This is a genomic window from Mycobacterium sp. 1164985.4 (genome assembly GCF_001668575.1).
GTDB lineage: Bacteria > Actinomycetota > Actinomycetes > Mycobacteriales > Mycobacteriaceae > Mycobacterium.
Map to the genome: position 1 here is coordinate 178877 of NZ_LZMD01000046.1, position 22050 is coordinate 200926.

Annotated in this window: 24 protein-coding genes; 9 read left to right on the forward strand and 15 right to left on the reverse strand. The window is 66.1% G+C overall.

Annotation, left to right across the window (positions count from 1 at the left end; genetic code table 11):
• The first annotated feature begins 19 nt into the window (after positions 1–19).
• Complete coding sequence (locus A5650_RS07225; RefSeq protein WP_067288182.1) at positions 20–1438, forward strand: sensor histidine kinase; 1419 nt, start codon at positions 20–22, stop codon at positions 1436–1438.
• On the opposite strand, the gene A5650_RS07230 is transcribed toward A5650_RS07225, so the two are convergent.
• The 10 genes from A5650_RS07230 to A5650_RS07275 all read right to left on the reverse strand — a co-directional run bounded on the left by A5650_RS07230 (position 1426) and on the right by A5650_RS07275 (position 9202).
• On the reverse strand, positions 1426–1830 hold the full coding sequence (locus A5650_RS07230; protein WP_067288498.1) for an HIT family protein: 405 nt from the start codon (positions 1828–1830) through the stop codon (positions 1426–1428). The genes A5650_RS07225 and A5650_RS07230 overlap by 13 nt on opposite strands.
• 76 nt (positions 1831–1906) lie before the next feature.
• Positions 1907–2797: an SDR family NAD(P)-dependent oxidoreductase gene (locus A5650_RS07235; RefSeq protein ID WP_082950641.1), complete on the reverse strand. Its 891-nt coding sequence runs from the start codon at positions 2795–2797 to the stop codon at positions 1907–1909.
• A complete protein-coding gene (locus tag A5650_RS07240) occupies positions 2787–3233 on the reverse strand; it encodes a nuclear transport factor 2 family protein (protein ID WP_067288185.1) in 447 nt (148 codons plus the stop codon). The genes A5650_RS07235 and A5650_RS07240 overlap by 11 nt, the downstream gene beginning before the upstream one ends.
• 4 nt (positions 3234–3237) lie before the next feature.
• The gene (locus A5650_RS07245) at positions 3238–4365 is read right to left on the reverse strand and encodes an NDMA-dependent alcohol dehydrogenase (protein WP_064414351.1); all 1128 of its coding nucleotides are present in this window, start codon (positions 4363–4365) and stop codon (positions 3238–3240) included.
• 91 nt (positions 4366–4456) lie between these two features.
• The gene (locus A5650_RS07250; RefSeq protein WP_067288189.1) at positions 4457–5002 is read right to left on the reverse strand and encodes a nuclear transport factor 2-like protein; all 546 of its coding nucleotides are present in this window, start codon (positions 5000–5002) and stop codon (positions 4457–4459) included.
• Positions 5003–5004: 2 nt separating this feature from the next.
• Complete coding sequence (gene fdx / locus A5650_RS07255; RefSeq protein WP_067080699.1) at positions 5005–5214, reverse strand: ferredoxin Fdx; 210 nt, start codon at positions 5212–5214, stop codon at positions 5005–5007.
• An 8-nt stretch (positions 5215–5222) separates the two neighbouring features.
• On the reverse strand, positions 5223–6575 hold the full coding sequence (gene cyp51, locus A5650_RS07260) for a lanosterol 14-alpha demethylase (RefSeq protein ID WP_067288192.1): 1353 nt from the start codon (positions 6573–6575) through the stop codon (positions 5223–5225).
• Positions 6572–7399 carry an SDR family oxidoreductase gene (locus tag A5650_RS07265; RefSeq protein ID WP_067288195.1) on the reverse strand — a complete coding sequence of 276 codons (828 nt, stop codon included), beginning with the start codon at positions 7397–7399 and terminating at the stop codon, positions 6572–6574. The genes cyp51 and A5650_RS07265 overlap by 4 nt, the downstream gene beginning before the upstream one ends.
• Positions 7399–8607 carry a cytochrome P450 gene (locus A5650_RS07270; RefSeq protein WP_067288198.1) on the reverse strand — a complete coding sequence of 403 codons (1209 nt, stop codon included), beginning with the start codon at positions 8605–8607 and terminating at the stop codon, positions 7399–7401. The genes A5650_RS07265 and A5650_RS07270 overlap by 1 nt, the downstream gene beginning before the upstream one ends.
• 22 nt (positions 8608–8629) lie before the next feature.
• The gene (locus tag A5650_RS07275) at positions 8630–9202 is read right to left on the reverse strand and encodes a TetR family transcriptional regulator (RefSeq protein WP_197501813.1); all 573 of its coding nucleotides are present in this window, start codon (positions 9200–9202) and stop codon (positions 8630–8632) included.
• 175 nt (positions 9203–9377) lie between these two features.
• Here A5650_RS07275 and A5650_RS07280 point away from each other — a divergent pair, with 175 nt between their 5' ends.
• The 5 genes from A5650_RS07280 (at position 9378) to A5650_RS07300 (ending at position 14203) form a co-directional block, all read left to right on the forward strand.
• Positions 9378–10844, forward strand: coding sequence for an aldehyde dehydrogenase (locus A5650_RS07280; RefSeq protein ID WP_067288508.1), 1467 nt, complete (start codon positions 9378–9380; stop codon positions 10842–10844).
• Between the two features lie 84 nt (positions 10845–10928).
• Positions 10929–11681, forward strand: coding sequence for an SDR family oxidoreductase (locus A5650_RS07285; RefSeq protein WP_067288204.1), 753 nt, complete (start codon positions 10929–10931; stop codon positions 11679–11681).
• Entirely contained in the window at positions 11678–12529 is an 852-nt protein-coding gene (locus tag A5650_RS07290) for an NAD(P)-dependent oxidoreductase (RefSeq protein ID WP_067288207.1), read from the forward strand. The genes A5650_RS07285 and A5650_RS07290 overlap by 4 nt, the downstream gene beginning before the upstream one ends.
• Before the next feature lie 5 nt (positions 12530–12534).
• Positions 12535–12987 (forward strand): carboxymuconolactone decarboxylase family protein, encoded by a 453-nt coding sequence (locus A5650_RS07295; RefSeq protein ID WP_067288210.1) that lies wholly within the window; start codon positions 12535–12537, stop codon positions 12985–12987.
• Positions 12977–14203 (forward strand): hypothetical protein, encoded by a 1227-nt coding sequence (locus A5650_RS07300; RefSeq protein WP_067288212.1) that lies wholly within the window; start codon positions 12977–12979, stop codon positions 14201–14203. The genes A5650_RS07295 and A5650_RS07300 overlap by 11 nt, the downstream gene beginning before the upstream one ends.
• Before the next feature lie 11 nt (positions 14204–14214).
• Here the strand turns inward: A5650_RS07300 and A5650_RS07305 are convergent, their stop codons facing one another.
• Genes A5650_RS07305 through A5650_RS07315 form a run of 3 tightly spaced genes read right to left on the reverse strand, consistent with a single transcriptional unit; the run spans position 14215 to position 16670 of the window.
• Positions 14215–14715: an EspA/EspE family type VII secretion system effector gene (locus A5650_RS07305; RefSeq protein ID WP_067288214.1), complete on the reverse strand. Its 501-nt coding sequence runs from the start codon at positions 14713–14715 to the stop codon at positions 14215–14217.
• A gap of 51 nt (positions 14716–14766) precedes the next feature.
• On the reverse strand, positions 14767–15375 hold the full coding sequence (locus A5650_RS07310; RefSeq protein WP_067288215.1) for a TetR/AcrR family transcriptional regulator: 609 nt from the start codon (positions 15373–15375) through the stop codon (positions 14767–14769).
• Positions 15376–15401: 26 nt separating this feature from the next.
• Positions 15402–16670 carry a cytochrome P450 gene (locus A5650_RS07315; RefSeq protein ID WP_067288510.1) on the reverse strand — a complete coding sequence of 423 codons (1269 nt, stop codon included), beginning with the start codon at positions 16668–16670 and terminating at the stop codon, positions 15402–15404.
• Positions 16671–16785: 115 nt separating this feature from the next.
• On the opposite strand from A5650_RS07315, the gene purD reads away from it, so the two are divergent.
• Positions 16786–18054 (forward strand): phosphoribosylamine--glycine ligase, encoded by a 1269-nt coding sequence (gene purD / locus A5650_RS07320; RefSeq protein ID WP_067288218.1) that lies wholly within the window; start codon positions 16786–16788, stop codon positions 18052–18054.
• On the opposite strand, the gene A5650_RS07325 is transcribed toward purD, so the two are convergent.
• Positions 18051–18875, reverse strand: a complete 825-nt coding sequence (locus tag A5650_RS07325; protein ID WP_197501814.1) for an alpha/beta hydrolase — start codon at positions 18873–18875, stop codon at positions 18051–18053. The genes purD and A5650_RS07325 overlap by 4 nt on opposite strands.
• Positions 18876–19000: 125 nt before the next feature.
• Here A5650_RS07325 and A5650_RS07330 point away from each other — a divergent pair, with 125 nt between their 5' ends.
• Together A5650_RS07330 and A5650_RS07335 are read left to right on the forward strand one after the other, a co-directional pair.
• Positions 19001–19630: a TetR/AcrR family transcriptional regulator gene (locus A5650_RS07330; RefSeq protein WP_067288222.1), complete on the forward strand. Its 630-nt coding sequence runs from the start codon at positions 19001–19003 to the stop codon at positions 19628–19630.
• A gap of 113 nt (positions 19631–19743) precedes the next feature.
• Entirely contained in the window at positions 19744–21162 is a 1419-nt protein-coding gene (locus tag A5650_RS07335; protein ID WP_067288515.1) for an APC family permease, read from the forward strand.
• Here A5650_RS07335 and A5650_RS07340 read toward each other — a convergent pair whose 3' ends face one another.
• Positions 21163–22026 (reverse strand): DUF429 domain-containing protein, encoded by an 864-nt coding sequence (locus A5650_RS07340; RefSeq protein WP_067288225.1) that lies wholly within the window; start codon positions 22024–22026, stop codon positions 21163–21165.
• Between the last annotated feature and the right edge of the window lie 24 nt (positions 22027–22050).

Below are 22050 nucleotides of genomic sequence, written 5' to 3' on the forward strand. Positions count from 1 at the left end.
GAACGCCGACAATGGATAGATGATCGGGCGCGTGCCGCTGAGGGTAGGCCTGGTGGCGGCCACCCTCTTGCTGGTGGCGTGCGGCTTGCTCGCGTCCGGGGTGGCGGTCACCACGATCCTGCGCCACACCTTGAGCAATCGCGTCGACCAGGAGTTGCTCGACGCATCGCGCGGGTGGGCCCAGGCGCCACGCCGGGGCTCCACCGACGCGCTGGAGAGCCCGAACCCGGCCCGGCCGCCGACCAACTTCTACGTCCGCGGCGTCGGGGCCGACGGTCACATCTGGATCGCGGTCAACGACCGTGACGCGGAGCCGGCGCTGCCGCCGGACAACGACGTCGGCCCGGAACCGGTAACAGTCGGCTCACTCGACGGGTCGGGGGTGCAGTGGCGCGCGATGACGGTGCGCAGTCCCGAGGGTGTCGTCACGGTAGCAATCGACTTCTCCGACGTGCAGACCACGGTGCGTGAGCTGATGTACGCGCAGGTGGGTATCGGGCTGGCGGTGCTCCTGGTGCTCGGCGTGGCCGGTTATGCGGTGGTGCATCGCAGCCTGCGACCGCTGGTCGAGGTCGAGCAGACGGCGGCGGCGATCGCGGCGGGGGATTTCGATCGCCGTGTGCCGCAGCGTGATCCGCGAACGGAGGTGGGCCGCCTGTCCTTGGCGCTCAACGGCATGCTCTCCCAGATTCAGACGGCGATGGCGGCGTCGGAGGCGTCGGCCGAGCAGGCCCGCAGTTCCGAGGAGCGGATGCGGCGGTTCATCACCGACGCCAGCCACGAATTGCGGACGCCGCTGACCACCATCCGCGGCTTCGCCGAGCTGTACCGGCAGGGCGCCGCCCGCGATATCGAGATGCTGATGAGCCGCATCGAAAGCGAGTCCAGTCGGATGGGGTTGCTCGTCGAGGATCTGCTGCTACTCGCGCGCCTCGACGCCCAGCGCCCCCTCGAACGCCGGCGCGTCGACCTGCTGACGCTGGCCACCGACGCCGTCCACGACGCCCAGTCCATCGCGCCCAAGCGGACCATCACGATGGAGGTGCTCGAGGGGCCGGGCACCCCGGAGGTGCTCGGCGACGAAGCCCGGTTGCGCCAGGTGCTGGGCAACCTCATGGCGAACGCCCTGCAGCACACCCCCGAAGACGCCGGTGTCACGGTGCGGGTGGGGACGTCGGGCGACCGTGCCGTGTTGGAGGTCTGCGATGAAGGGCCGGGGATGACGTCCGACGATGCGCTACGGGTCTTCGAGCGCTTCTATCGCGCGGATTCGTCGCGGACCCGGGCCAGTGGCGGCACCGGCTTGGGGTTGTCGATCGTCGACTCGCTGGTTCTTGCCCACGGCGGAACGGTCGACGTAGCGACCGCTCCTGGACGCGGCTGCACGTTCACGGTCAGCCTGCCGCGGATCGCCGAGGTGACGGCTCAGGTCAGCTGAGCCAGCGCCGCCTTGATCTTGGCTTGGGCCTCGTCGAGCGATTCCGGCGACGGGTTGTGATCGGCGTTGGCGAACCCGAAGTCGGCGAGGTCGCTGGTCGGGAAGACGTGCACATGCAGGTGCGGCACTTCCAGGCCGGCGATGATCACGCCGGCGCGATCGGCGGGGAATGCCTTGACCACGGCCTTACCGATCAGCTGAGCGACCTCCATGACCCTGGCGAACACTGCAGGTTCGACGTCCTGCCAGTTGTCGATCTCGGCGCGGGGCACAACGAGCGTGTGGCCGTGTGTGATTGGCGCGATCGTCAGGAAGGCGACGATGTCGTCGTCTTCGTAGACGAAACGGCCGGGAAGCTCCCCGTTGATGATCTTGGTGAAGACGCTCGCCATGACCTCAAGCATGGCAGGAGCCCGTCGGCTTGTGTCGACCGGGGCGTGGGACCACCGAACCGCGGTATAGCGCGCGTCAGCGAATGCGCTCGTGGATCTCGGTGATCGACCACGGCGGACTGTCGTTGTGGTCACGGTAGGCGAGGATCGTCGGCGTCGGCCTGTCGAAGCGCCCGACGAACCCGCCGGCGGCGATGAAGATCTGGCCGGTCACGTCGGTGGCCAAATCGCTTGCCAGGTAGGCGTACGTCGGCGCGACGTATTCCGGCGGCGGAGCATCTAGGGCGCCGCGCATGCTGGTCTCGTCAAGCAATCCACGACGGTGTAGATCTGCGATCTGCGCTTCGTAGTCCGGTCCGGTTGAGATTCTCGTTCTGGCGCCGGGGCACACGACGTTCGCGCGTACCGCGTGCTCCTTCAGTTCGGCGGCGATCGCGAGTGTCAGGCCGTTCACGCCACCCTTGCCCGCCGGATAGCCGGTACCGCCGTAGTCACCCAGGAATGCGAACGAACTCGTGTTCACGATCGCACCGCCGCCTTGAGCGACCATCTTCGGTGCCGCCGCCCGACACGTTTCGAACGTCGTGGTGAGATGTGCATCGAGCAACTCGCGGAACTCACTCGAACTGATCGTGAGGATCGACGATCCGGCGGGTTCCGCGACGCCCGCACAGTTGATCAGGATGTCGATCCGCCCGAACTCCTGGACGCATGTGTCGATGAGTGAGTCCGCTACATCGGGATCGGCGGGCGAGCCGGCCACCCCGCGAGCATTTGGAACACGTTGCGCCGCTTGTGCTACGACCTCGGGATCACGGCCGTTGACGACGACCCCCGCCCCATGGGCGGCAAGCAGTTCCGCAACCGCCAGCCCGACACCTCGCGAACCGCCGACGACGACCGCGCCCCGCCCCCGCTGGGGGTACCGCCCGCCCGAAGGGTAGGGGGAGGACGGGCTACTTGCCATCCGTCGGATGGCCGCCCGCCTGGCCGAACTCCATCATGTCCATGTTCCAGTAGCCGCGCAGGTTGGTGAGCAGCCCGGCATCGTTGACCTTGTAGGTGAACACTCCGCGCACCGTGCTGGTCATCCCGTTGTCGAACCTGCTGCGCAGCACCAGGATATGAGCCACCTCGTGCGGAGAACTGGACGGGAACGTCTCCTCGCAGGTGATCCGCAGGTCATTGGAAGCGATGTTGGCGTCGTAGAAGCCGGACACCGCCTCCTTCCCGCGGATTCCCGTGCCGTCGGGGTTGGTGAAGGACTGCCCGATCGGATCCTCGATGACGACATCGTCGGCCATCAGACCCAGCCAGCCCTCCTTGTCGTGGGAGTGCACGCATTTCCACGAATTGTGGGACGCCGCCAAAGCCGGTGTCTTCTCCACAGTTTCGGCAGACACGCGCTTACCGGTCGTCGTCGGTGTAGCGAATGACGCCGCGGATGTTGCGGCCCTCGAGCATGTCGGAGTAACCGTCGTTGATCTGCTCCAGCTTGTACTGCCGGGTGACCATGTCATCGAGGTTCAGCTTGCCGGCCTTGTACATCGACAGCAGCTGCGGGATGTCGTAGTGGGGGTTGCCGCCACCGAAGATGGTGCCCTGCAGGTTCTTCTGCAGCAGGGTCAGCATCGCCAGGTTGAGGTTCACCTCGGTGTCGAGCAGGCTGCCGATGGCGGTGACCACGCAGGTGCCGCCCTTGGCGGTCAGGCTGAGGTAGTTCTCGATGTCCTTGCCGTGTAACTCGCCGACGGTGATGATCACCTTGTGGGCCATCAGTCCCCAGGTGACCTCGCCGATACCGGCCATCGCCGATTCCCAGTCCGGATAGGCATGTGTGGCACCGAATTTCAGGGCCTGGTCACGCTTCCACTCGACCGGGTCGATCGCGAAGATGCGACGCGCGCCCGCGGTGACGGCGCCCTGCAGAGCACCCATGCCGACGCCGCCGACGCCGACGATCGCGACGTCCTCACCGGGCCGGATGTCACCGCTGCGGACGGCCGAACCGTAGCCGGTGGTGATGCCGCAACCGACCAGGCAGGCAACCTCGAACGGGATCGACTCGTCGATCTTCACCACCGAACTCTTGTGCACGACCATGTAGGGCGAGAACGTGCCCAGCAGGGTCATCGGGAAGACGGGTTGCCCCTTGGCGTGAATGCGGTGGGTGCCGTCGGAGACCGCGGTGCCCCCGAGCAGACCGGCGCCGAGGTCGCAGAGGTTGCGCATGCCGGCCTGACACGACGGACAGTTGCCGCAGGACGGGATGAACGACATCACGACGTGATCGCCGGGCTTGAGGTCCTCGACGCCCGGACCGACCTCGGTCACGATGCCCGCGCCCTCGTGGCCACCGAGGACCGGGAAACCGGCCATCGGGATGCCGCCGGTCACCAGGTGGTGGTCGGAGTGGCACATCCCCGACGCTTCCATCTGCACCTTGACCTCGTCCTTGACGGGGTCCCCGATCTCGATCTCCTCGATCGACCACGGCTGGTTGAACTCCCAGATGAGAGCGCCTTTTGTCTTCATTCGAACGTGCCTTCCGCTAGTACCGGTGACCTCAGACTAGAGGCAGTAGTTAGGTAGGTCACACCCACCCCCAATCAACTGCTTGGCCGGGTCACCAGATCGGTACCGGGGCCTGGCCGAGGGGGTAGTAACCGGGCAACTTCTCCCCGGCCAGGGAGCGCTCGATGCGCTTCTGCATACCGGGCGACAGGTCGCCGGACTCGATCAGCTTCGCGTACCCCTTGGCGACGTGGCCGAAGTCGAAGAAGTCGCGCTGCCACTCGATTTTCAGGTCTTCATCCAACCGGAACCAGCTGCCCCCGATCCCGTAGATCTCGTCATTGGTGCCGTCGGACTTGTTCGCGATCTGCTTCCAGAAGCCGACAATCTCGCCCTGCTTGTCGTCGACGAGCACCTTCTGGTACTCGTACACCCAGTTCTCGAGGCCCTCCATCTCCAAGCCCAGGGCGACCTCGCGGATCTCGTCCTTGCCGACGCACATCACGTCTTCTTTGGGCCCGATGTTCCAACCGTAGGTCGCATCATCGGTGTAGAACTCCGCCAACGGCTTCCAGTCGCCGTTGCGCTCGGCTTCCCGGTTGGCCTCCAGCCATTGCTCGACCCATTTCTCGAGCGCTTCGCGGGGTAGTGACGGCATTGTCAATCTCCTATTTCTCGGATGGCCAGTGCCTGGGTTGGGCACATGTCGACGGCGTTCTGAATCTCGTCGCGGGCGTCGTCGGGCGGTTCGGCGTCAAGAATCTCGACCTTGCCGCGTTTGGGCACCCTGAAGTAGTCGGGCGCCTCGAGCTCACACATCGCGTGACCTTGACACAAGTCAAGGTCTACTTCGACTCTGTAGCATCCCATTTCGATCTCTACCTAGTCCGCCTGCGGTACCGCGCCTTTGCCGGCCGCTGCAGCTGCACCACCATCTTGGAATGATCGTTACGATAGCTTTCGGCGGGCTGGGCCATCTCGAACTCGTACTCGCGCAACAGCACCGAGAAGATCGCCTTGATCTGCATCTGGGCGAACGCCGCGCCGACGCAGCGATGTCTGCCCGCGCCGAACGGGATCCACGTCCACCGGTTGGCGATGTCGGCTTGTTCCGGCTTGTTGTAGCGGTCCGGGTTGAACGCATCGGGTTTCGGGAAGTCCTCGGGGATCCGGTTGCTGATCGCCGGCGAGGCGGCCACGAAATCGCCCTTGTGAATGGGGAACCCGGCCACCTCGAACTCAGCCTGCGCCACCCGCATCAGGATGATCAGCGGGGGGTGCAGCCTCAGCGTCTCCTTGACCACGTTGTCCAGCAAGGGGATCTGGCGCAGGGCATGGAAGCTCACCTCCTGGCCGTCGGCATAGAGCTCGTCGAGTTCGGCCTGCACCTTCGCGTAGATCTCGCGGTGGCGGATCAACTCGATCAGCGTCCACGCCGACGTCCCCGAACTGGTGTGGTGCCCGGCGAACATCAGCGAGATGAACATGCCGGTGACCTCGTCGGCCGAGAATCGCGGGTTGCCCTCTTCGTCCTTGATCGACACCAGCACGTCGAGCATGTCGCGGTCGGACTTGTCCTTCGGCGGATTGGCCAACCGCTGATTCATGATCTCCTGCACCAGGCCAACGAGTTTCACCCTCGCTTCGTCACGGCGACGGAAACTTTCGATCGGCAGGTACGGGTCGACGTAGCACAGCGGGTCGGTCCCGCGCTCGAGGTCGTGATAGTACTCGGCGAACCGGTGGTCGAGCTGGTTACGGAACTTCAACCCGATCAGGCACGCCGTCGACGTGTAGATCGTCAGCTCGGCGAAGAAGTCGAGCAGCTCGATCTCGCCCTCGTCGCCCCAGTCGGCGATCATCTTCTTGACTTCACCCTCGATGGTGGTCGCGTGGCCCTTCATGTGCTCACCGCGCAGCGCCGAGTTGTGCAGCATCTCCTTGCGCCGCTCGGGGCTGGCGTCGAAGACCACGCCCTTACCGAAGATCGGCGTCATGAAGGGATAGGCCTCGGCCTGGTCGAGATCCTCGTCGGCCGAACGGAAGAAGAACTCGTTGGCCTCCGCGCCGGAGAGCAGGATGACGTGCTTGTCCACCAACTGGAACCAGCCGACGTCGCCACATTCCTCCCGGACCCGCTTCATCAACCCGATCGGATCGGTGCGGAATTCCTCGAGGTGGCCGTGCTCTTCCTCGCCGCCGGACACCCGGGGCACGATCGCCGTCGTCATGACTTCATGTTCTCCTCGTTCAGCTTCAGCTGCTGGCGTTCTGCGGGCGCACTGGTCAACGGGGCTTCCGGCTGAAGCTCCATGTTCGCGATGAATCCGCCACGCGGGGTCTCCGCCACGAATGCGATGGCGCGGGCAAGGTCGGAGGCCCGCAGGAAGTAGTCGTGCCGGGCCTGACCCCACTTGGCCCAATCCTCGAGGGCCGGGCCGATCTTTTCGGCGGGCAGGCTCCAACCCATGCTGGTCTTGGTCGGGCCCGGGTGCACGATCGAGGCGCGAACGCCGGTGCCCTCCAATTCCATCTGGAAGTTGTGGACCATGGCCAGCAGCGCCGCCTTCGCCGCGCCGTAGGCGCCCATGTGCGGCCGCTGGCGCAGCGCCACATCGGATCCCACGAATATCAGGTCACCGCGCTGGCGTTCCAGCATGCCGGGTAGTACCGCCGCCGCCAGACGATTGGCGCCGACAAGGTGAATCTGCAGCTGGGACTCGAACTCGTCGGTGGTGATTTCGGCGAGCTTGCCGAAGTAGGTGTCACCGGCGCCGGCCACCAGCACTTCGATGTCCCCGAGCGCCTCGACCGACTGCGCGACGAAGGTTTTCACCGAGTTGGGGTCGGTGACGTCGAGGTGGAACCCGACGGCCTCGCCGCCGTCGGCGTTGATCTTGCCGACGATGTCTTCGAGCTTCTCGACGCGGCGAGCGCCGAGTGCAACGGGAAAGCCGCGCGCGGCCATCTCGATTGCCGTCGCCTCGCCGATTCCGGAGGAGGCGCCCGCAACGATGACGGGGCGCCGTTCGGGCAGGGGGTCGAACCGGGGCATCAGACAGTCTCCACAGTGATCGGAAGGTGAGCGAATCCGCGGACATTGCTCGAATGGACGCGGACGGCGCTGGCCTCGTCCACCTCGTATCCGCGGATTCGCTTGAACAACTCGGTCAGCGCGACCCTCGCCTCCATACGCGCCAGGTGCGCGCCGAGGCAGAAGTGGGCACCGCTACCGAAACTCATGAGCTTGGAACCGATTTCGCGACCGATCACGAATCGGTCGGGATCATCGAACACCCGTTCGTCGCGGTGCGCCGATCCGGGCAGCAACAGCAGGACATCACCGTCGGGGATGGTGGTGTCGTACAACGTCAGCTCACCCGCGACGGTCCGCGCGAGGATCTGGCTGGAGGTGTCGTATCGCAGCGTCTCCTCGACCCAGAGCGGCACCCGATCCAGGTCGGCGTAGACGGGCGTCACCTGGTCCGGGTTCTTGTGACCCCAGAACGCCGCGTTCGCAAGCAGTTTCGTGGTGGTCTCGTTACCGGCTATCACCATCAGGAACATGAAGCCCAGGATCTCGTCGTCGGTGAGCCGATCGCCGTCGATCTCGGCCTCGAGCAGCGCGGTGGTCAAGTCGTCGGTGGGCTTCTTACGGCGCTCGGCCACCATGCCCTGGTAATAGACGATCAAGTTGATCGACGCCTCGACCGCCGAGGGCGGCACATCGGTGACGCCTTCGTCCCGGTGCATCACGCCGTCGGCCCAGGCGCGTACCTGCGTGCGATCCGCTTCGGGCACACCCATCAGTTCCGAGATGACGTCCATCGGAAGCTTGCCGGCGAACTCGTCGACGTAGTCGACTGTTTCGTCCGAGCGCGCCTTGTCCAACATGGTGTCGAGGTGCTGCACAGCGATCTCGGTGACCCGTGGTTCCAGCTCCCGAATTCGTCGCGGCGTGAAGCCCTTCGACACCAGGGTGCGCAGCCGCAGATGGTCCGGGTCGTCCATCGCGAGGAAGGACATGGTCTTCGACGCATGCGGTCCGCGCGACGCCGGATCCAGCGACACCCCGAACTTGTTCGACAACGTCGTGCTGTTGCGAAAGCCCTGTAGGACATCCTGGTGCCGCGACAGCGCCCAGAAGCCGAGCTCGTCGTTGCGGTACAGCGGCGCCTCGTCGCGCAACCGCTTGTAATACGGATACGGATCCTCGTGGAAGTCGTAGTCGTAAGGATCAAGCACGATTTCGCTGACGGTCACTGCTCGTCTCCGGCGCTTCTGTTCATTGATCCTCTCCGAGGATGAGGCCGACGACATAGCTGAGCCGGTCGGCGATCTGGTGATAGGTGAAGACCCCGCTGCCCGCGTTGACCAGTGCTCCGAAGAACGTCATCTCGAGCGCGGCCAACGCTCGCGGGTCGGCCTCGGGACCCATGGCCGACCGGATACGGCGGTGGATCTCGGTGCCGATGCGGTCGCGCACCGCACGCACCGCCGCATCGCTGCCACTCAGAAGCGCCGTCGTGCACGCCGCGGCGACCTCCGGTTCGTCGGCGACCATCAGCGCCATGGCCCGCAATGTCTTCTCGACGCGGGCGACCCTGCTCTCGTTCACGTCGGTGAAATACGGGACCTGGCGCATCAGGTCCAGGTACACCTCGGCGATCAGATGGTTCTTCGACGAGAAGTAGGTGTACGCGGTGGCGGGCGCGACCTTGGCTCGGGCGGCCACGGCACGCACGGTCAGATCGGCATACGAGGATTCGCGCAGCATCTCGACGCCGGCGCCGAGCACCTTGCGGAACGTCTCCTCCTGGCGGCGATTCCGCGGTGTCTCGCCGGTACTCGCAGACATCGAGGTTGTGACCGCAACCACGGGTTCGCTGGACACCTGTCCAAGTTATCGGACCATCCTTACGGTCCGCAAGTACGCAGCTAGAGAACCATATGCTTGCCAGTCGCCAGGCCGGGCGACTATCGTTCGGTCCATCTATTCGGACAGTTGTCCAGCAATGGTGAACGGAGACGGCATGGCGGTGCTGGCGAATCGGGAAAGTCTGCTGCTCATCGACGGCAAGCTCGTCGCGGGCGGCGGCGGGTCGTTCGAGACCGTCAACCCGGCGACGGAGGATGTGCTCGGAGTCGCGGCCGACGCCACAGCCGACGACATGGGCCGCGCGATCGACGCGGCCCGCCGGGCGTTCGACGAAACCGACTGGTCGACCAACACCGAGCTGCGGGTGCGTTGCCTGCGTCAACTGCAAGCGGTGCTCAAGGAGCACATCGAGGAGCTGCGCGAGATCACGATCGCCGAGGTGGGCGCGCCTCGGATGTTGACGTCGGCGGCGCAACTCGAGGGGCCGGTCGAGGACCTGAGTTTCTGCGCCGACACCGCCGAGTCCTACCAGTGGGTCACCGATCTGGGGGAAGCGTCGCCGATGGGCATCAAGACCCGTCGCCGTATCGCCCGTGAGGCAGTCGGTGTCGTCGGCGCCATCACACCGTGGAACTTCCCGCACCAGATCAACCTGGCCAAGCTCGGCCCGGCGTTGGCCGCGGGCAACACCATCGTGCTCAAGCCGGCGCCGGACACCCCGTGGTGCGCCGCCGCGGTCGGGGAGTTGATCGCCGAGCACACCGATATCCCGCCGGGTGTCGTCAACATCGTCACCTCCAGCGACCACGGGGTCGGTGCGCTGTTGTCGAGAGACCCTCGGGTGGACATGGTTTCGTTCACCGGGTCGACGGCTACCGGGCGCAGTGTGATGGCCGACGGTGCCGCCACGATCAAGAAGGTGTTCCTCGAGCTCGGCGGCAAGTCGGCGTTTCTCGTGCTCGACGACGCCGATCTCGCCGGTGCCTGTTCGATGTCGGCGTTCACCGCGTCGATGCACGCGGGGCAGGGCTGCGCCATCACCACCCGACTGGTGGTGCCGCGGGCCCGCTACGACGAGGCGGTCGAGGCCGCTGCGGCGACGATGGGTGGGCTGAGACCGGGCGACCCCCAGGACGCCGGAACCATCTGTGGCCCACTCATTTCCGCCCGCCAGCGCGATCGCGTCCAGGGTTACCTCGACTCGGCGATCGATGAGGGCGGCAAGTTCGCCGTCGGCGGCGGCAGGCCGGCCGACCGTGACACCGGATTCTTCATCGAACCCACGGTTATCGCGGGACTTGACAACAGCGCCAAGGTCTCGCGTGAGGAGATCTTCGGGCCGGTGCTGACGGTGATCGCCCATGACGGTGACGACGACGCGGTCCGCATCGCCAACGATTCGGCCTACGGCCTTTCCGGCACTGTGTTCTCGGCCGACGAAGAACGCGCGAACCGGGTCGCGGCGCGGATGCGTGTCGGCACCGTCAACATCAACGGCGGCGTCTGGTACTCGGCGGACATGCCCTTCGGCGGATACAAGCAGTCCGGAATCGGTCGGGAGATGGGGCTGGCCGGATTCGAGGAATACCTGGAGATCAAGGCGATCGCCACGGCGGTTTGACCCCGCCGAACGTGGTTCACCAGCACGCGGAAGTCCGCAAAAACGTGCATCAACGCCACGCTCGGCAGAGGAGAGGATAGGTACATGGGGCAGTTCAACGACAAGGTCGCGATCGTCACCGGCGCAGGCGGCGGCATCGGACAGGCGTACGCCGAGGCGTTGGCCCGCGAGGGCGCCGCCGTGGTGGTCGCCGACATCAACACCGAGGGTGCGCAGAAGGTTGCCGACGGAATCAAGGGTGAGGGCGGTAACGCGCTGGCCGTGCGGGTCGACGTATCCGACCCTGAATCGGCCAAGGAGATGGCGGCGCAGACGCTTTCGGAGTTCGGGGGCATCGACTACCTGGTGAACAACGCCGCGATCTTCGGCGGCATGAAGCTCGACTTCCTGATCACCGTTGACTGGGACTACTACAAGAAGTTCATGAGCGTGAACATGGACGGCGCCCTGGTCTGCACCCGAGCGGTGTACAAGAAGATGGCCAAGCGCGGCGGCGGGGCCATCGTCAATCAGTCCTCGACCGCGGCGTGGCTCTACTCGAATTTCTATGGACTGGCCAAGGTCGGCGTCAACGGGTTGACCCAGCAACTTGCCACCGAGCTGGGCGGGCAGAACATCAGGGTCAACGCCATCGCGCCGGGACCGATCGACACCGAGGCCAACCGGACCACCACGCCTCAGGAGATCGTCGCCGACATCGTCAAGGGAATTCCGTTGTCTCGCATGGGACAGCCGGAGGACCTGGTCGGCATGTGCCTGTTCCTGTTGTCCGATCAGGCGAAGTGGATAACCGGACAGATCTTCAACGTCGACGGCGGACAGATCATTCGGTCATGAGTGAACAAACCAAGCTCGGCTACATCGGCCTCGGCAACCAAGGCGCTCCGATGGCGAAGCGTCTGGTCGACTGGCCCGGTGGTCTGGTCGTGTTCGACGTGCGCACCGAGGCGATGACGCCGTTGGTGGAGTTGGGGGCCAGCCCGGCGGGGGATGTCGCCGAAGTTTGTGAGGCAGACGTCATCAGCGTCACCGTGCTCAACGACGAGCAGGTGCGCGACGTCGTCGGTCGGCTCGCCGAACACGCGAAACCAGGTACCGTCATCGCGATCCACTCGACCATCGAGCCCAGCACGGCACCGGAATTGGCAGAACAATTGCGCCCGAGGGGTATTCATATCGTCGACGCGCCGGTCAGCGGGGGCGCGGGAGCCGCCGACAAGGGTGAGCTGGCAGTGATGGTCGGCGCCGACGACGAGGCCTACGCCGCGGTCAAGCCAGTCTTCAAACAGTGGGCCTCGCTGGTGGTCCGCGCGGGCGAGCCCGGCGCGGGCACCCGGATGAAGCTGGCCCGCAACATGCTGACGTTCATCGGATTCGCCGCGGCCTGCGAGGCGCAGGTGCTCGCCGAGGCCGCGGGCATCGACCTGCAGAAGCTGGGACGCGTGGTGCGGCACAGTGATGCGCAGAGCGGTGGACCCGGTGCCATCATGTACCGCGACGACACCAAACCGCTAGCCGCGGACCACTTCCTGCACGACATGTTCGTTCACACCCGCGGTCTCGGCGAGAAGGATTTGCGCTTGGCGCTCGCATTGGGCAAGGCCACCGATGTCGAACTTCCACTGGCCGAAGTCGCGCTGCGGAATCTCGCCGCCGGACTCGGCGTGCCACACACGAAGGAGTGAGTCTGATGGACGAATTGCGCCGCAAGGGCCTCGAGAAGATGAACGAGGTCTACGGCTGGGAGATGCCGAACATCGAGGGTGACCCGTACTTCGACCTCACCGTCGACCACCTCTTCGGCACCATCTGGACACGTCCGGGCCTGTCCATGCGGGACAAGCGAATCATGACGCTGACCGCAGTGACCGCCGTGGGGAACTCCGACCTCGCCGAGATCCAGGCCAACGCCGCGCTGGCCAACGGTGAGATGACCGAGCAGGAGCTCAAGGAGATGGCGGTCTTCTTGACCCACTACCTCGGGTTCCCTTTGGGCTCGAAGCTGGACGGTGCGGTCAGCAAGGTCATCAAGAACCGCCAAAAGGGCAAAGGCGGGGACACGGCCGCAGAAAGACGAGCGAACGTCAACGCCGCGGTGAAGATGCATTCCGGCGGGACGGTGCACGACGAGCATGACAAGTAGGTACTCATCGCTGTCGCGTGAGCAGCTCGCGGTCCTGGTGCGCGAGCTGCTGCTGATCGGTCAGCTGATCGACCGCTCCGGAATGGCCTGGATCATCAGCCATTTCGGTCGCGAGGAGATGCTGCAGGTCGCGATCGAGGAGTGGATGGGCGCCAGCCCGATCTACACCAAGCGGATGCAGAAGGCCTTGAACTACGAGGGCACCGATGTCATCACGATATTCAAGGGTCTGCAGCTCGACATCGGGGCGCCACCGCAGTTCATGGATTTCCGCTACACCGTCCACGACCGCTGGCACGGTGAATTTCATCTCGACCACTGCGGCGCGCTGTTGGACGTCGAACCGATGGGCGAAGAGTACGTGCGCGGCATGTGCCACGACATCGAGGACCCGACGTTCGACGCGACGGCCGTGGCGACCAACCGCCGAGCCCAGATCCGCCCGATCCACCGCCCGCCGCGCACACCCGCCGACCGGCACCCGCATTGTGCGTGGACCGTGATCATCGACGAGTCCTACCCCGCGGTGGAGGACCACCCGGTACTCGAGGTCGTCGCCCGGACACGTGCCGCCCGAACCGAACTCGACCCCATCGACACCGGTGACCAAGGTCAGTCGGACTACTCCGGACCGTTGGTCTCGGACTTCGACTTCGGCGCGTTCTCGCATTCGGCGCTGGTGCGCATCGCCGACGAGGTGTGTCTGCAGATGCACCTGCTCAACCTGTCGTATGTCATCGCCGTCGGGAAGCGGGCCGGTACGAACACCGAACTGGCGACCGAGATCTGCACCAAACAACTGATCGGGCTGGCCGGTATCGCGGCCGAACGCATCCACCGCGCGCTGAAGTTGCCCGGCGGAATCGAGGGCGCGGTGCGCACGCTCGAGTTGCATCCGATGCTCAACCCCGTGTCCTACGTCGACGCCGAATTCGGGCCGGACACCGTGCATCTGCGGCGTTCACCCGCTCACGAAGACGGAGCCTGGATCTCGCTGGTGTCGCCACGGGAGCGGCGCCCGCTGCAGGCGATCGTCGCCGCGGTGGACAAGCGCCTCGATGTCGAGGTGAACGGATCGGCGCAGGAGTTGACCGCGCGCGTCATCGAAACCGACACCGAGGCCAAGGAGTTCTCCGAGGTGTCGGTTGTCAGGGTCAGCGGCGGATCGACGTGGGAGTTCGAAGACCGCAAATCGCTGCCGCTGACGGTGCTCTGATCCGAGCACTCTCACAGCCCCAGTCGGCCCAGCTCCTCGTACTCTGCGCCGAGTGCGCGCATCCGGGCCGCGATGGCCGCCAGATCGCGGTGGCAGCGTTCGATGACCTCGGCGACCTCGCCGGCGCCCTTGCTGACCACCGGCCACAGCATCCGGTCGCCTTCCTGGGTCGCGGGGACCGTCGCCGCGGCATCGACGACCCACTGCCGCACGGCGTCCAGCTCACGGCGACCGGCGCGCACCACGTCCGCCGACCGGTTTACTTCCGCCGCGAGTCGGCGGTCCAACTCGGCCATCGCGCCGAGAGTCCTTGCCTGGCGCGCGTTTTGGTCGCGATAACCCTCGGCGCCCGAACCCGTCCAATCTGATCCCGGCCCTGCCGCCTCCACCTCGGCGCGTAGGGACTCGAAGAGGGCGCTGTTGTCCAGCCCGGCGCCGTCCTGCGGGGTGCCCTCACCGAACGTGGCGCGGGCCCGCGACCACGTCGAAAGGAAGGCGTCGACGACACTCACGACGGTGAGTTTACGGGCCGGCCGACGGCCGACTGAGCACTAATTCTGTCCTCAGCGCGCCGTCGTGGGGGCCGCCACGGAGGCGCCGACCCAGCGCCGCAGATAGTCCCGCAGTTCCGCGCCGCGACGCGACGGACGTCCCGGGTCGATGATGAACGACTGAATGATCCGCAACAGGTGCTCGGCCAACTCGTCGAGGTCGTCGTCGGCGAAGCCCAGCGCGGCCCACTCCACGTCGAAGCGCCGCAGCATCGAGTTGGCGAACTCCAGAGCGACGTCCGAGGTGACCGTCTGGCTGAAGGCGCTGGCCCGCGCGGGCATCAGCAGCAGGCCCATGTGCTTGTCCCGGGGCAGCCATTCGAGCGCGGTGGCAATACCCTCGGCGACCGCCTCCTGTGGGTCGGTCAGCCCCTGCAGATGATCGGCCAACCGGTCCAGAAAGCCGGTGGCCGCGCGCTGCGCCGACGCCTGCAGCAGCGCATCGGTGCTGGGAAAGTACCGGTAGACGGTCTGCCGGGTGACTCCGAGCGTGCGTGCGACGTCGGTGATGGAGAACTCCGCACCGCGGGCGTCGATCGCCTTGCCCGCGGCGTCGAGGATGCGGGCGACCGCCTCCTCATCCGTCGACGGCGCCGAGCCCGACCAGCCGTGGGTGCGCACGGCGAAATCCTACTCAGCCGGCCTGGTCAACCCGTGTAGGAGACCTGCAGGTCCTTGACGCCGTTGATCCAGCCCGACCGAAGACGTTGTGGTTCACCAAGTTTGGTGATGTCGGGAATCTGGTCGGCGATCTCGTCGAAGATCAATTTGATCTCCATGCGGGCCAGGTTCGCGCCGATGCAGTAGTGGGCGCCGTTGCCGCCGAACCCGAGATGGGGGTTGGGGTCACGCAGGATGTCGAACCGGAAGGGCTGGTCGAACACCTCTTCGTCATAATTGGCCGAGCTGTAGAACAGCCCCACCCGCTGCCCTTCCCGGATGGTGACGCCGCCGAGTTCGGTGTCGGCGAGCGCTGTCCGCTGGAAGCAGTGCACCGGGGTGGCCCAGCGCACGATCTCGTCGGCGGCGGTTGCCGGCCTGTCGCGCTTGAACAGCTCCCACTGATCCGGATTCTCGAAGAAGGCGTTCATGCCGTGGGTCATCGCATTGCGGGTCGTCTCATTCCCGGCGACCGCCAACAGGATGACGAAGAACGCGAACTCCACATCGTCGAGCGACTCCCCGTCGATATCGGCCTCGATGAGGCGGGTCACGATGTCGTCAGCCGGACAACGACGGCGCTCCTCGGCCATCGTGTAGGCGTACCCCATCAGCTCCGCGTTGGCGGCGGTCGGATCGCTGTCGAAGTCGGGGTCGTCGGTGTTCATGATGGCGTTGGTCCAGTGGAACAACTTCTCGCGATCGGCCTCGGGGACTCCGATGAGATCGGCGATCGCCAAAAGCGGCAGGCGCATCGCGACGTCGTCGACGAAGTTGCCGCTGCCCTTTTCCCTTGCCGCGGCGACGATCTCACGCGCGGCTGTCGCCAGCCGTTCCTCGAGCGTCGCGATCGCCCGCGGGGTGAACAAGCGCGACACCAGCTTCCGCAACCGGGTGTGCTCCGGCGCATCGTGGTTGATCAGCAGCGCCTTGGTGAGCTCGAGCTGTTCGGAGGTGACTCCTTCGGGCAGTCGCATCACCGCACCCTTGCGGTTGGTCGACCACAGCTCGCCGTTGCGCGAGATCACCTTGATGTCCTCGTGCCGGCTGATCACCCAGTAACCGCCGTCGTCGAAGATCGACTCTGGCTGCTCGTTCCACCACACCGGCGCGGTCTTGCGCAGCTGGGCGAACTCCGCGACGGGGATCCCGCGCAGCAGCACCTCGGGGTCGGTGAAGTCGTATCCCCGGGGCAGGCGCATCGCGTCTTGGGGACCGGCACCGTCGGGTCCGAACGGGCATGTGGCCTGGCTCATACACTCGACCATACAATGTCGTGTCAAGTGTATGGCCTAACTATCGCCGCGGTCAGCGGGCGGGCGATGCGTCGTCGTCGAACCGAGATCGGCTGTGCAGTTAGGGTGAGCAGTTGTGCGAGTCCTGGTAATCGGATCCGGTGCCCGTGAACATGCGTTGCTGCTGGCGCTGCGGCGTGACCCCGAGGTCGAGAGTCTGGCGATCGCGCCGGGCAATGCGGGTACCGCCGGGATCGCCGACCAGTACGACGTCGACATCACCTCCGGGGAGGCGGTCGCCGACCTGGCGCGCAAGCTCGAGTCCGACCTCGTTGTCGTCGGACCGGAGGTGCCGTTGGTGCTCGGTGTCGCCGACGCGGTGCGCAGCGCCGAGATCGCCTGTTTCGGGCCGACGAAGGATGCGGCCCGCATCGAGGGTTCGAAGTCGTTCGCCAAGGACGTGATGACGGCCGCCGGTGTGCGCACCGCTAGAAGCGAGGTCGTCGACAACCCCGCACGCCTGGATGCCGCGCTCGACCGGTTCGGCCCGCCCGGCGGTGAATCCGCGTGGGTAGTCAAGGACGACGGTCTGGCCGCGGGCAAGGGTGTGGTGGTGACCACCGACCGTGACGCCGCGCGTTCGCATGCCGCGGGCCTGCTCGACGCGGGACATCCCGTGCTGCTCGAGTCGTTCCTCGACGGACCCGAGGTGTCGCTGTTCTGCGTCGTCGACGGCGAGACCGTGGTGCCTCTGTTACCGGCTCAGGACTTCAAGCGGGTCGGTGACAACGACACGGGCCCCAACACCGGAGGGATGGGCGCCTACGCGCCACTGCCGTGGCTGCCCGACGGCGTCGTAACCCAGATCGTCGACGATGTGGTGAAACCCGTTGCCGCCGAACTCGTTGCGCGCGGCAGCTCGTTCTCGGGACTGCTGTACGTCGGGCTGGCGATCACATCGCAGGGGCCGGCGGTGGTCGAATTCAACTGCCGCTTCGGCGATCCGGAGACGCAGTCGGTGCTGGCTCTGCTGGAGACCCCGTTGGGACGGCTGCTGTATGCGGCCGCAACCGGCCGCCTCGCCGACGAGCCCGCGCTGCAGTGGCGCGACGGCGCCGCGGTGACCGTCGTACTGGCGGCGGAGAACTATCCGGGTCGTCCACGGGTCGGCGACGTGATCACCGGGTCCGAGGCCGACGGCGTCTTGCACGCAGGGACCAGTCGTCGCGACGACGGTGCCGTGGTCTCATCGGGCGGACGTGTGCTGTCCATCGTGGGCGCCGGCGCCGACCTGTCGGCGGCGCGCGACGCCGCGTATGCGTTGATCAAGTCGATTCGGCTGCCGGGCAGTCACTTTCGCAGTGACATCGCCCTGGCCGCGGCGGAAGGTCGCATCGCCCTCTAAGCGGTCAGCAGCGGTGCCAGCCAGGCCAGCTCGCCGGGCAGCTGCGAGCTCCAGAAGCCGGCGTCGTGCCCACCGGGCGAAAACCCGCCTGCGGGCGGATTCGGCAGCTGCGCGATGAACTCTTTCGTCGCCGAATAGAACGGATCGCCGGTCCCGCAATCGATCCGGATCGGAATCGATCCCAGCGCGGGGAGCCCCCAGACACTGTTGGCCGCATAGTCTTCCGCGCTGTCGAATGCACCGGGCGCGGCGGCGCCGGAGGACGTCCACAGCGCCGGGCTGACCGCGCAGATCGCGGCTGTGCGGGCGGGCCCGAGCCGCGCGCCGAGCAGCAGCGCCCCGTAGCCGCCCATCGACCAGCCGAGGAAACCGACGCGCGAGGTGTCCAGGCCCTGCGAACCCAGCAACGGGATCAGCTCGTCGAGCACCATCGCGCCGGAGTCCTCGCCGTCGGCCCGCTTGTGCCAGTAACTTCCGCCGCCGTCGACCGCGACGACAGCGAAGGGCGGCAGGCCCGCGGACACGGCCTCGGCCAGCCCCTGTTCCACACCGCCGGCCATCACACCCGCGGCGTCCTGCCCCTTGCCGTGCAGGGCGATGACCGGACGCAGCGGCGTGCTCTGCCCCGGCGGCCGCGCGATCGCCCAGTTGGTCGTCTGCCCTCCGCGTGCCGCGGAGACGAACGACCCGTCGACGTAAGTGGGTGCCGCGGGCGCGGCGGGAACCGCGGGTGCCATCCGCAGCGCTGCCGCACCGGCCGCCGCGCCGACACCGAGGCGCAGAAGCGATCGGCGACTCAGCTCGGGCATGGCGGCCATGATGCCATCGGCGCTTCATCACCGCCGAGCGGCGGTCGCCCGTCGCACCAGAAACGCCAGCCCCGACTTCGTGAGTAAAGCCTGACGATTAGCCGAAAGCGCGATGGGAGGGCCGCCCGACTGGCAGCATGCTAAAGGTGACGGCAGCGGTCACTCCCAAGGGAGAGCGTCGACGATTTGCGCTGGTCAGCGCTGCCGCCGATCTGCTGTGCGAGGGCGGCTTCGACGCGGTCCGGCATCGCGCCGTGGCGCGCCGCGCCGGCCTCCCGCTGGCGTCGACGACGTACTACTTCTCCTCGCTGGACGATCTGATCGCCAAGGCCGTCGAATACGTCGGTGAGCGCGAGGCCGAGCAATTGCGCGCCAGGGTTGCGATGCTCTCGCGGCGCCGGCGGGGCGCGGAATCGACCGCCGACATCTTGGTCGATCTGTTGGTCGACGATGTGGCGGGGCAGCGGGTCAGCGAGCAGTTGATCTCGCGCTACGAGAGGTACATCGCGTGCGCGCGCCACCCGGGACTGCGCGAGATCCAACGGCGGATCATGCGACAGCGCACCGACGCGGTGATCGAGGTCATCGAACGTTCGGGTCGCTCGGTGCGGGCCGAGTACCTCACCGCGTTGGTCAACGCCGTCGACGGTGCGGTGGTGGCTGCGCTCGTCGCCGAGGGCGACGGCCCTCGCGCAACAGCACGCGCGACCTTGATCGACGTGATAGACGTGTTGGCACCAATCGATGAGCGAGTGGCGCAGGTGTAAGTGCCACCAGGAGGGCACCGATGAGCGCTTGCGCGAAGAGCAAAGGGCACCGATGAGCGCTTGCGCGAAGAGCAAAGGGCACCGATGAGCGCTTGCGCGAAGAGCAGACGATGATGAGTACGCCGACGGACAAGCAGCCAGAGCTTCGGCGGGTCATGGGTCCGGGGTTGTTGCTGCTGTTCATCGTCGGCGACATCCTCGGCACCGGTGTCTACGCGCTGACGGGCCAGGTCGCCGGCGAGGTGGGCGGCGCGGCATGGTTGCCGTTCCTTCTCGCATTCGCCATCGCCACCATCACGGCGTTCTCGTATCTGGAACTCGTCACCAAATACCCGCAGGCGGCCGGGGCTGCGCTGTACGCGCACAAGGCTTTCGGGATCCAGTTCTTCACCTTCCTCGTCGCCTTCGTGGTGATGTGCTCCGGCATCACGTCGGCGTCGACCGCGTCGCAAGCGTTCGCCGCCAACATGATCAAGGGTCTCGGCCTGGACTGGGGCAAGGCGGGTGTCGCCGTCATCGCGCTGCTGTTCATGGCCGTCTTGGCCGCGATCAACCTGCGCGGTGTGAGCGAGAGCGTCAAGCTCAACGTCGGCCTGACCATCATCGAGATCACCGGCCTGCTGCTGGTGATCTTCGTCGGTTTATGGGCATTGACCCAGGGCGGTGACCACGACTTCTCCCGCATCGTGATGTTCGAAAGTGGTGAGGAGCGAAGCACATTCGTCGCGATCACCGCGGCGACGTCGCTCGCCTTCTTCGCCATGGTCGGCTTCGAGGACTCGGTCAACATGGCCGAGGAGACCAAGGACCCGGTCCGGATCTTCCCGAAGGTGTTGTTGACCGGGCTGAGCATCGCCGGACTCGTCTACATCCTGGTGTCGATCATCGCGGTGGCCCTGGTGCCGATCGGCGAGCTCAAGGCCAGCAGCACCCCGTTGGTGAGCGTGGTGGAGGCCGCGGCACCGGGGCTGCCGATCGATGAGCTATTCCCGTTCATCACGATGTTCGCGGTATCCAACACCGCGCTGATCAACATGCTGATGGCCAGCCGGCTGATCTACGGCATGGCTCGGCAACGGGTGCTGCCGCCGGTTCTCGGCTCGGTGCACCGAACCCGCCACACCCCCTGGGTGGCAATCATTTTCACGACCGTGATCGCGTTCGGTCTGATCTTCTACGTGTCGGCCTTCGCGAGCAGCAAGGCGGTGTCGGTTCTCGGCGGCACCACGTCGCTTCTGCTGTTGGCGGTGTTCGCGATGGTCAACGTGGCGGTGCTGGTGCTGCGTCGCGACGTTCAGAAGGACGGTGCGCATTTCCGGACGCCCACGTTGCTACCCATTCTCGGTTTCATCACATCGCTGTATCTGGTGACACCGCTGTCGGGCCGCCCGGGAACGCAGTATCTGCTCGCCGGAATCCTGATCGTGATCGGCATCGTGCTGTTCCTCGTCACCATGGTGATCAACAAGCGACTCGGCATCACCGACGCCGGGATCACCGATCCGACTCAGCTGGCTCAGACGCCGGACTGACTAGCCGCCCAACTGTCGGCGTATCTCGGTGAGTTCGCGTTGCGCCCGCTCGATCAGAAGCTGAACCTGCTCCAGGCGCGGCAGCACGTCGCCGGGCCCGGGGGCCGACACCGGGCGACCGCGAGGGGCGGGCGTCAGCCCGGGTGGCAACGCGGGTGTGACGATGTAGCCGTCGTCGCGGTCGCCGTAGATCATGACGTCCTCGCGTCGCCGTTCGAAGTACAGCGCGACGTACGCGCAGAGCACGGCGTCGACGGGATCCTCGCAGGCGTTGAGCTGGAAGGCCCGGGCACCGGCTTCGATCCGCTTGCGGAGTTCGAGCCACGCCGGACTGCTCCGGACGCGAAGTCGCGGGTTGGCGTCGTTCAACCCCTCGATCAGCTCCACCATCTTGAGCAGTTCGTCCTTGCGTTTGACGACATCCTTTGCCCGCCGCTTGTACTTGAGCGTCTTGCCGAGTTTGAACAGCGCAATCGTCGCGGCATGCGGGTAGACCTCGATCGCGCGGCGGTCGGCGCGTGACTGCGGGTCGGTGTCCAGGTACAGCCGCTCGCAGAGGACCTCGGCGCGGGGCGGGTCGAAGAGCGGGTTACCGGTGTTCGCGGGCTGCGCGGTCGCCTCGAACGGCGCGAAATCCCGGTTGTACAGCGTCTCCCCGAGCCGGTAACCGGTCGGATTCCTGACGATGAGCGGTGCGTCGATGGCGACGACGCAGGGGCCGTCGACATACGGCGCGACGGCCGCCGCGATATCGTCGTCGCTGACCGCCGTGCCGACCTGCACGAGCCGTCCGTCGCCGTCCAGAACGGCCACACCGGTTTGGTTTCCTTCCGCCCAGGCGAGATCGAGCCCAACGAAGTACATGGGACCAGCCTGCACTACCCGAGT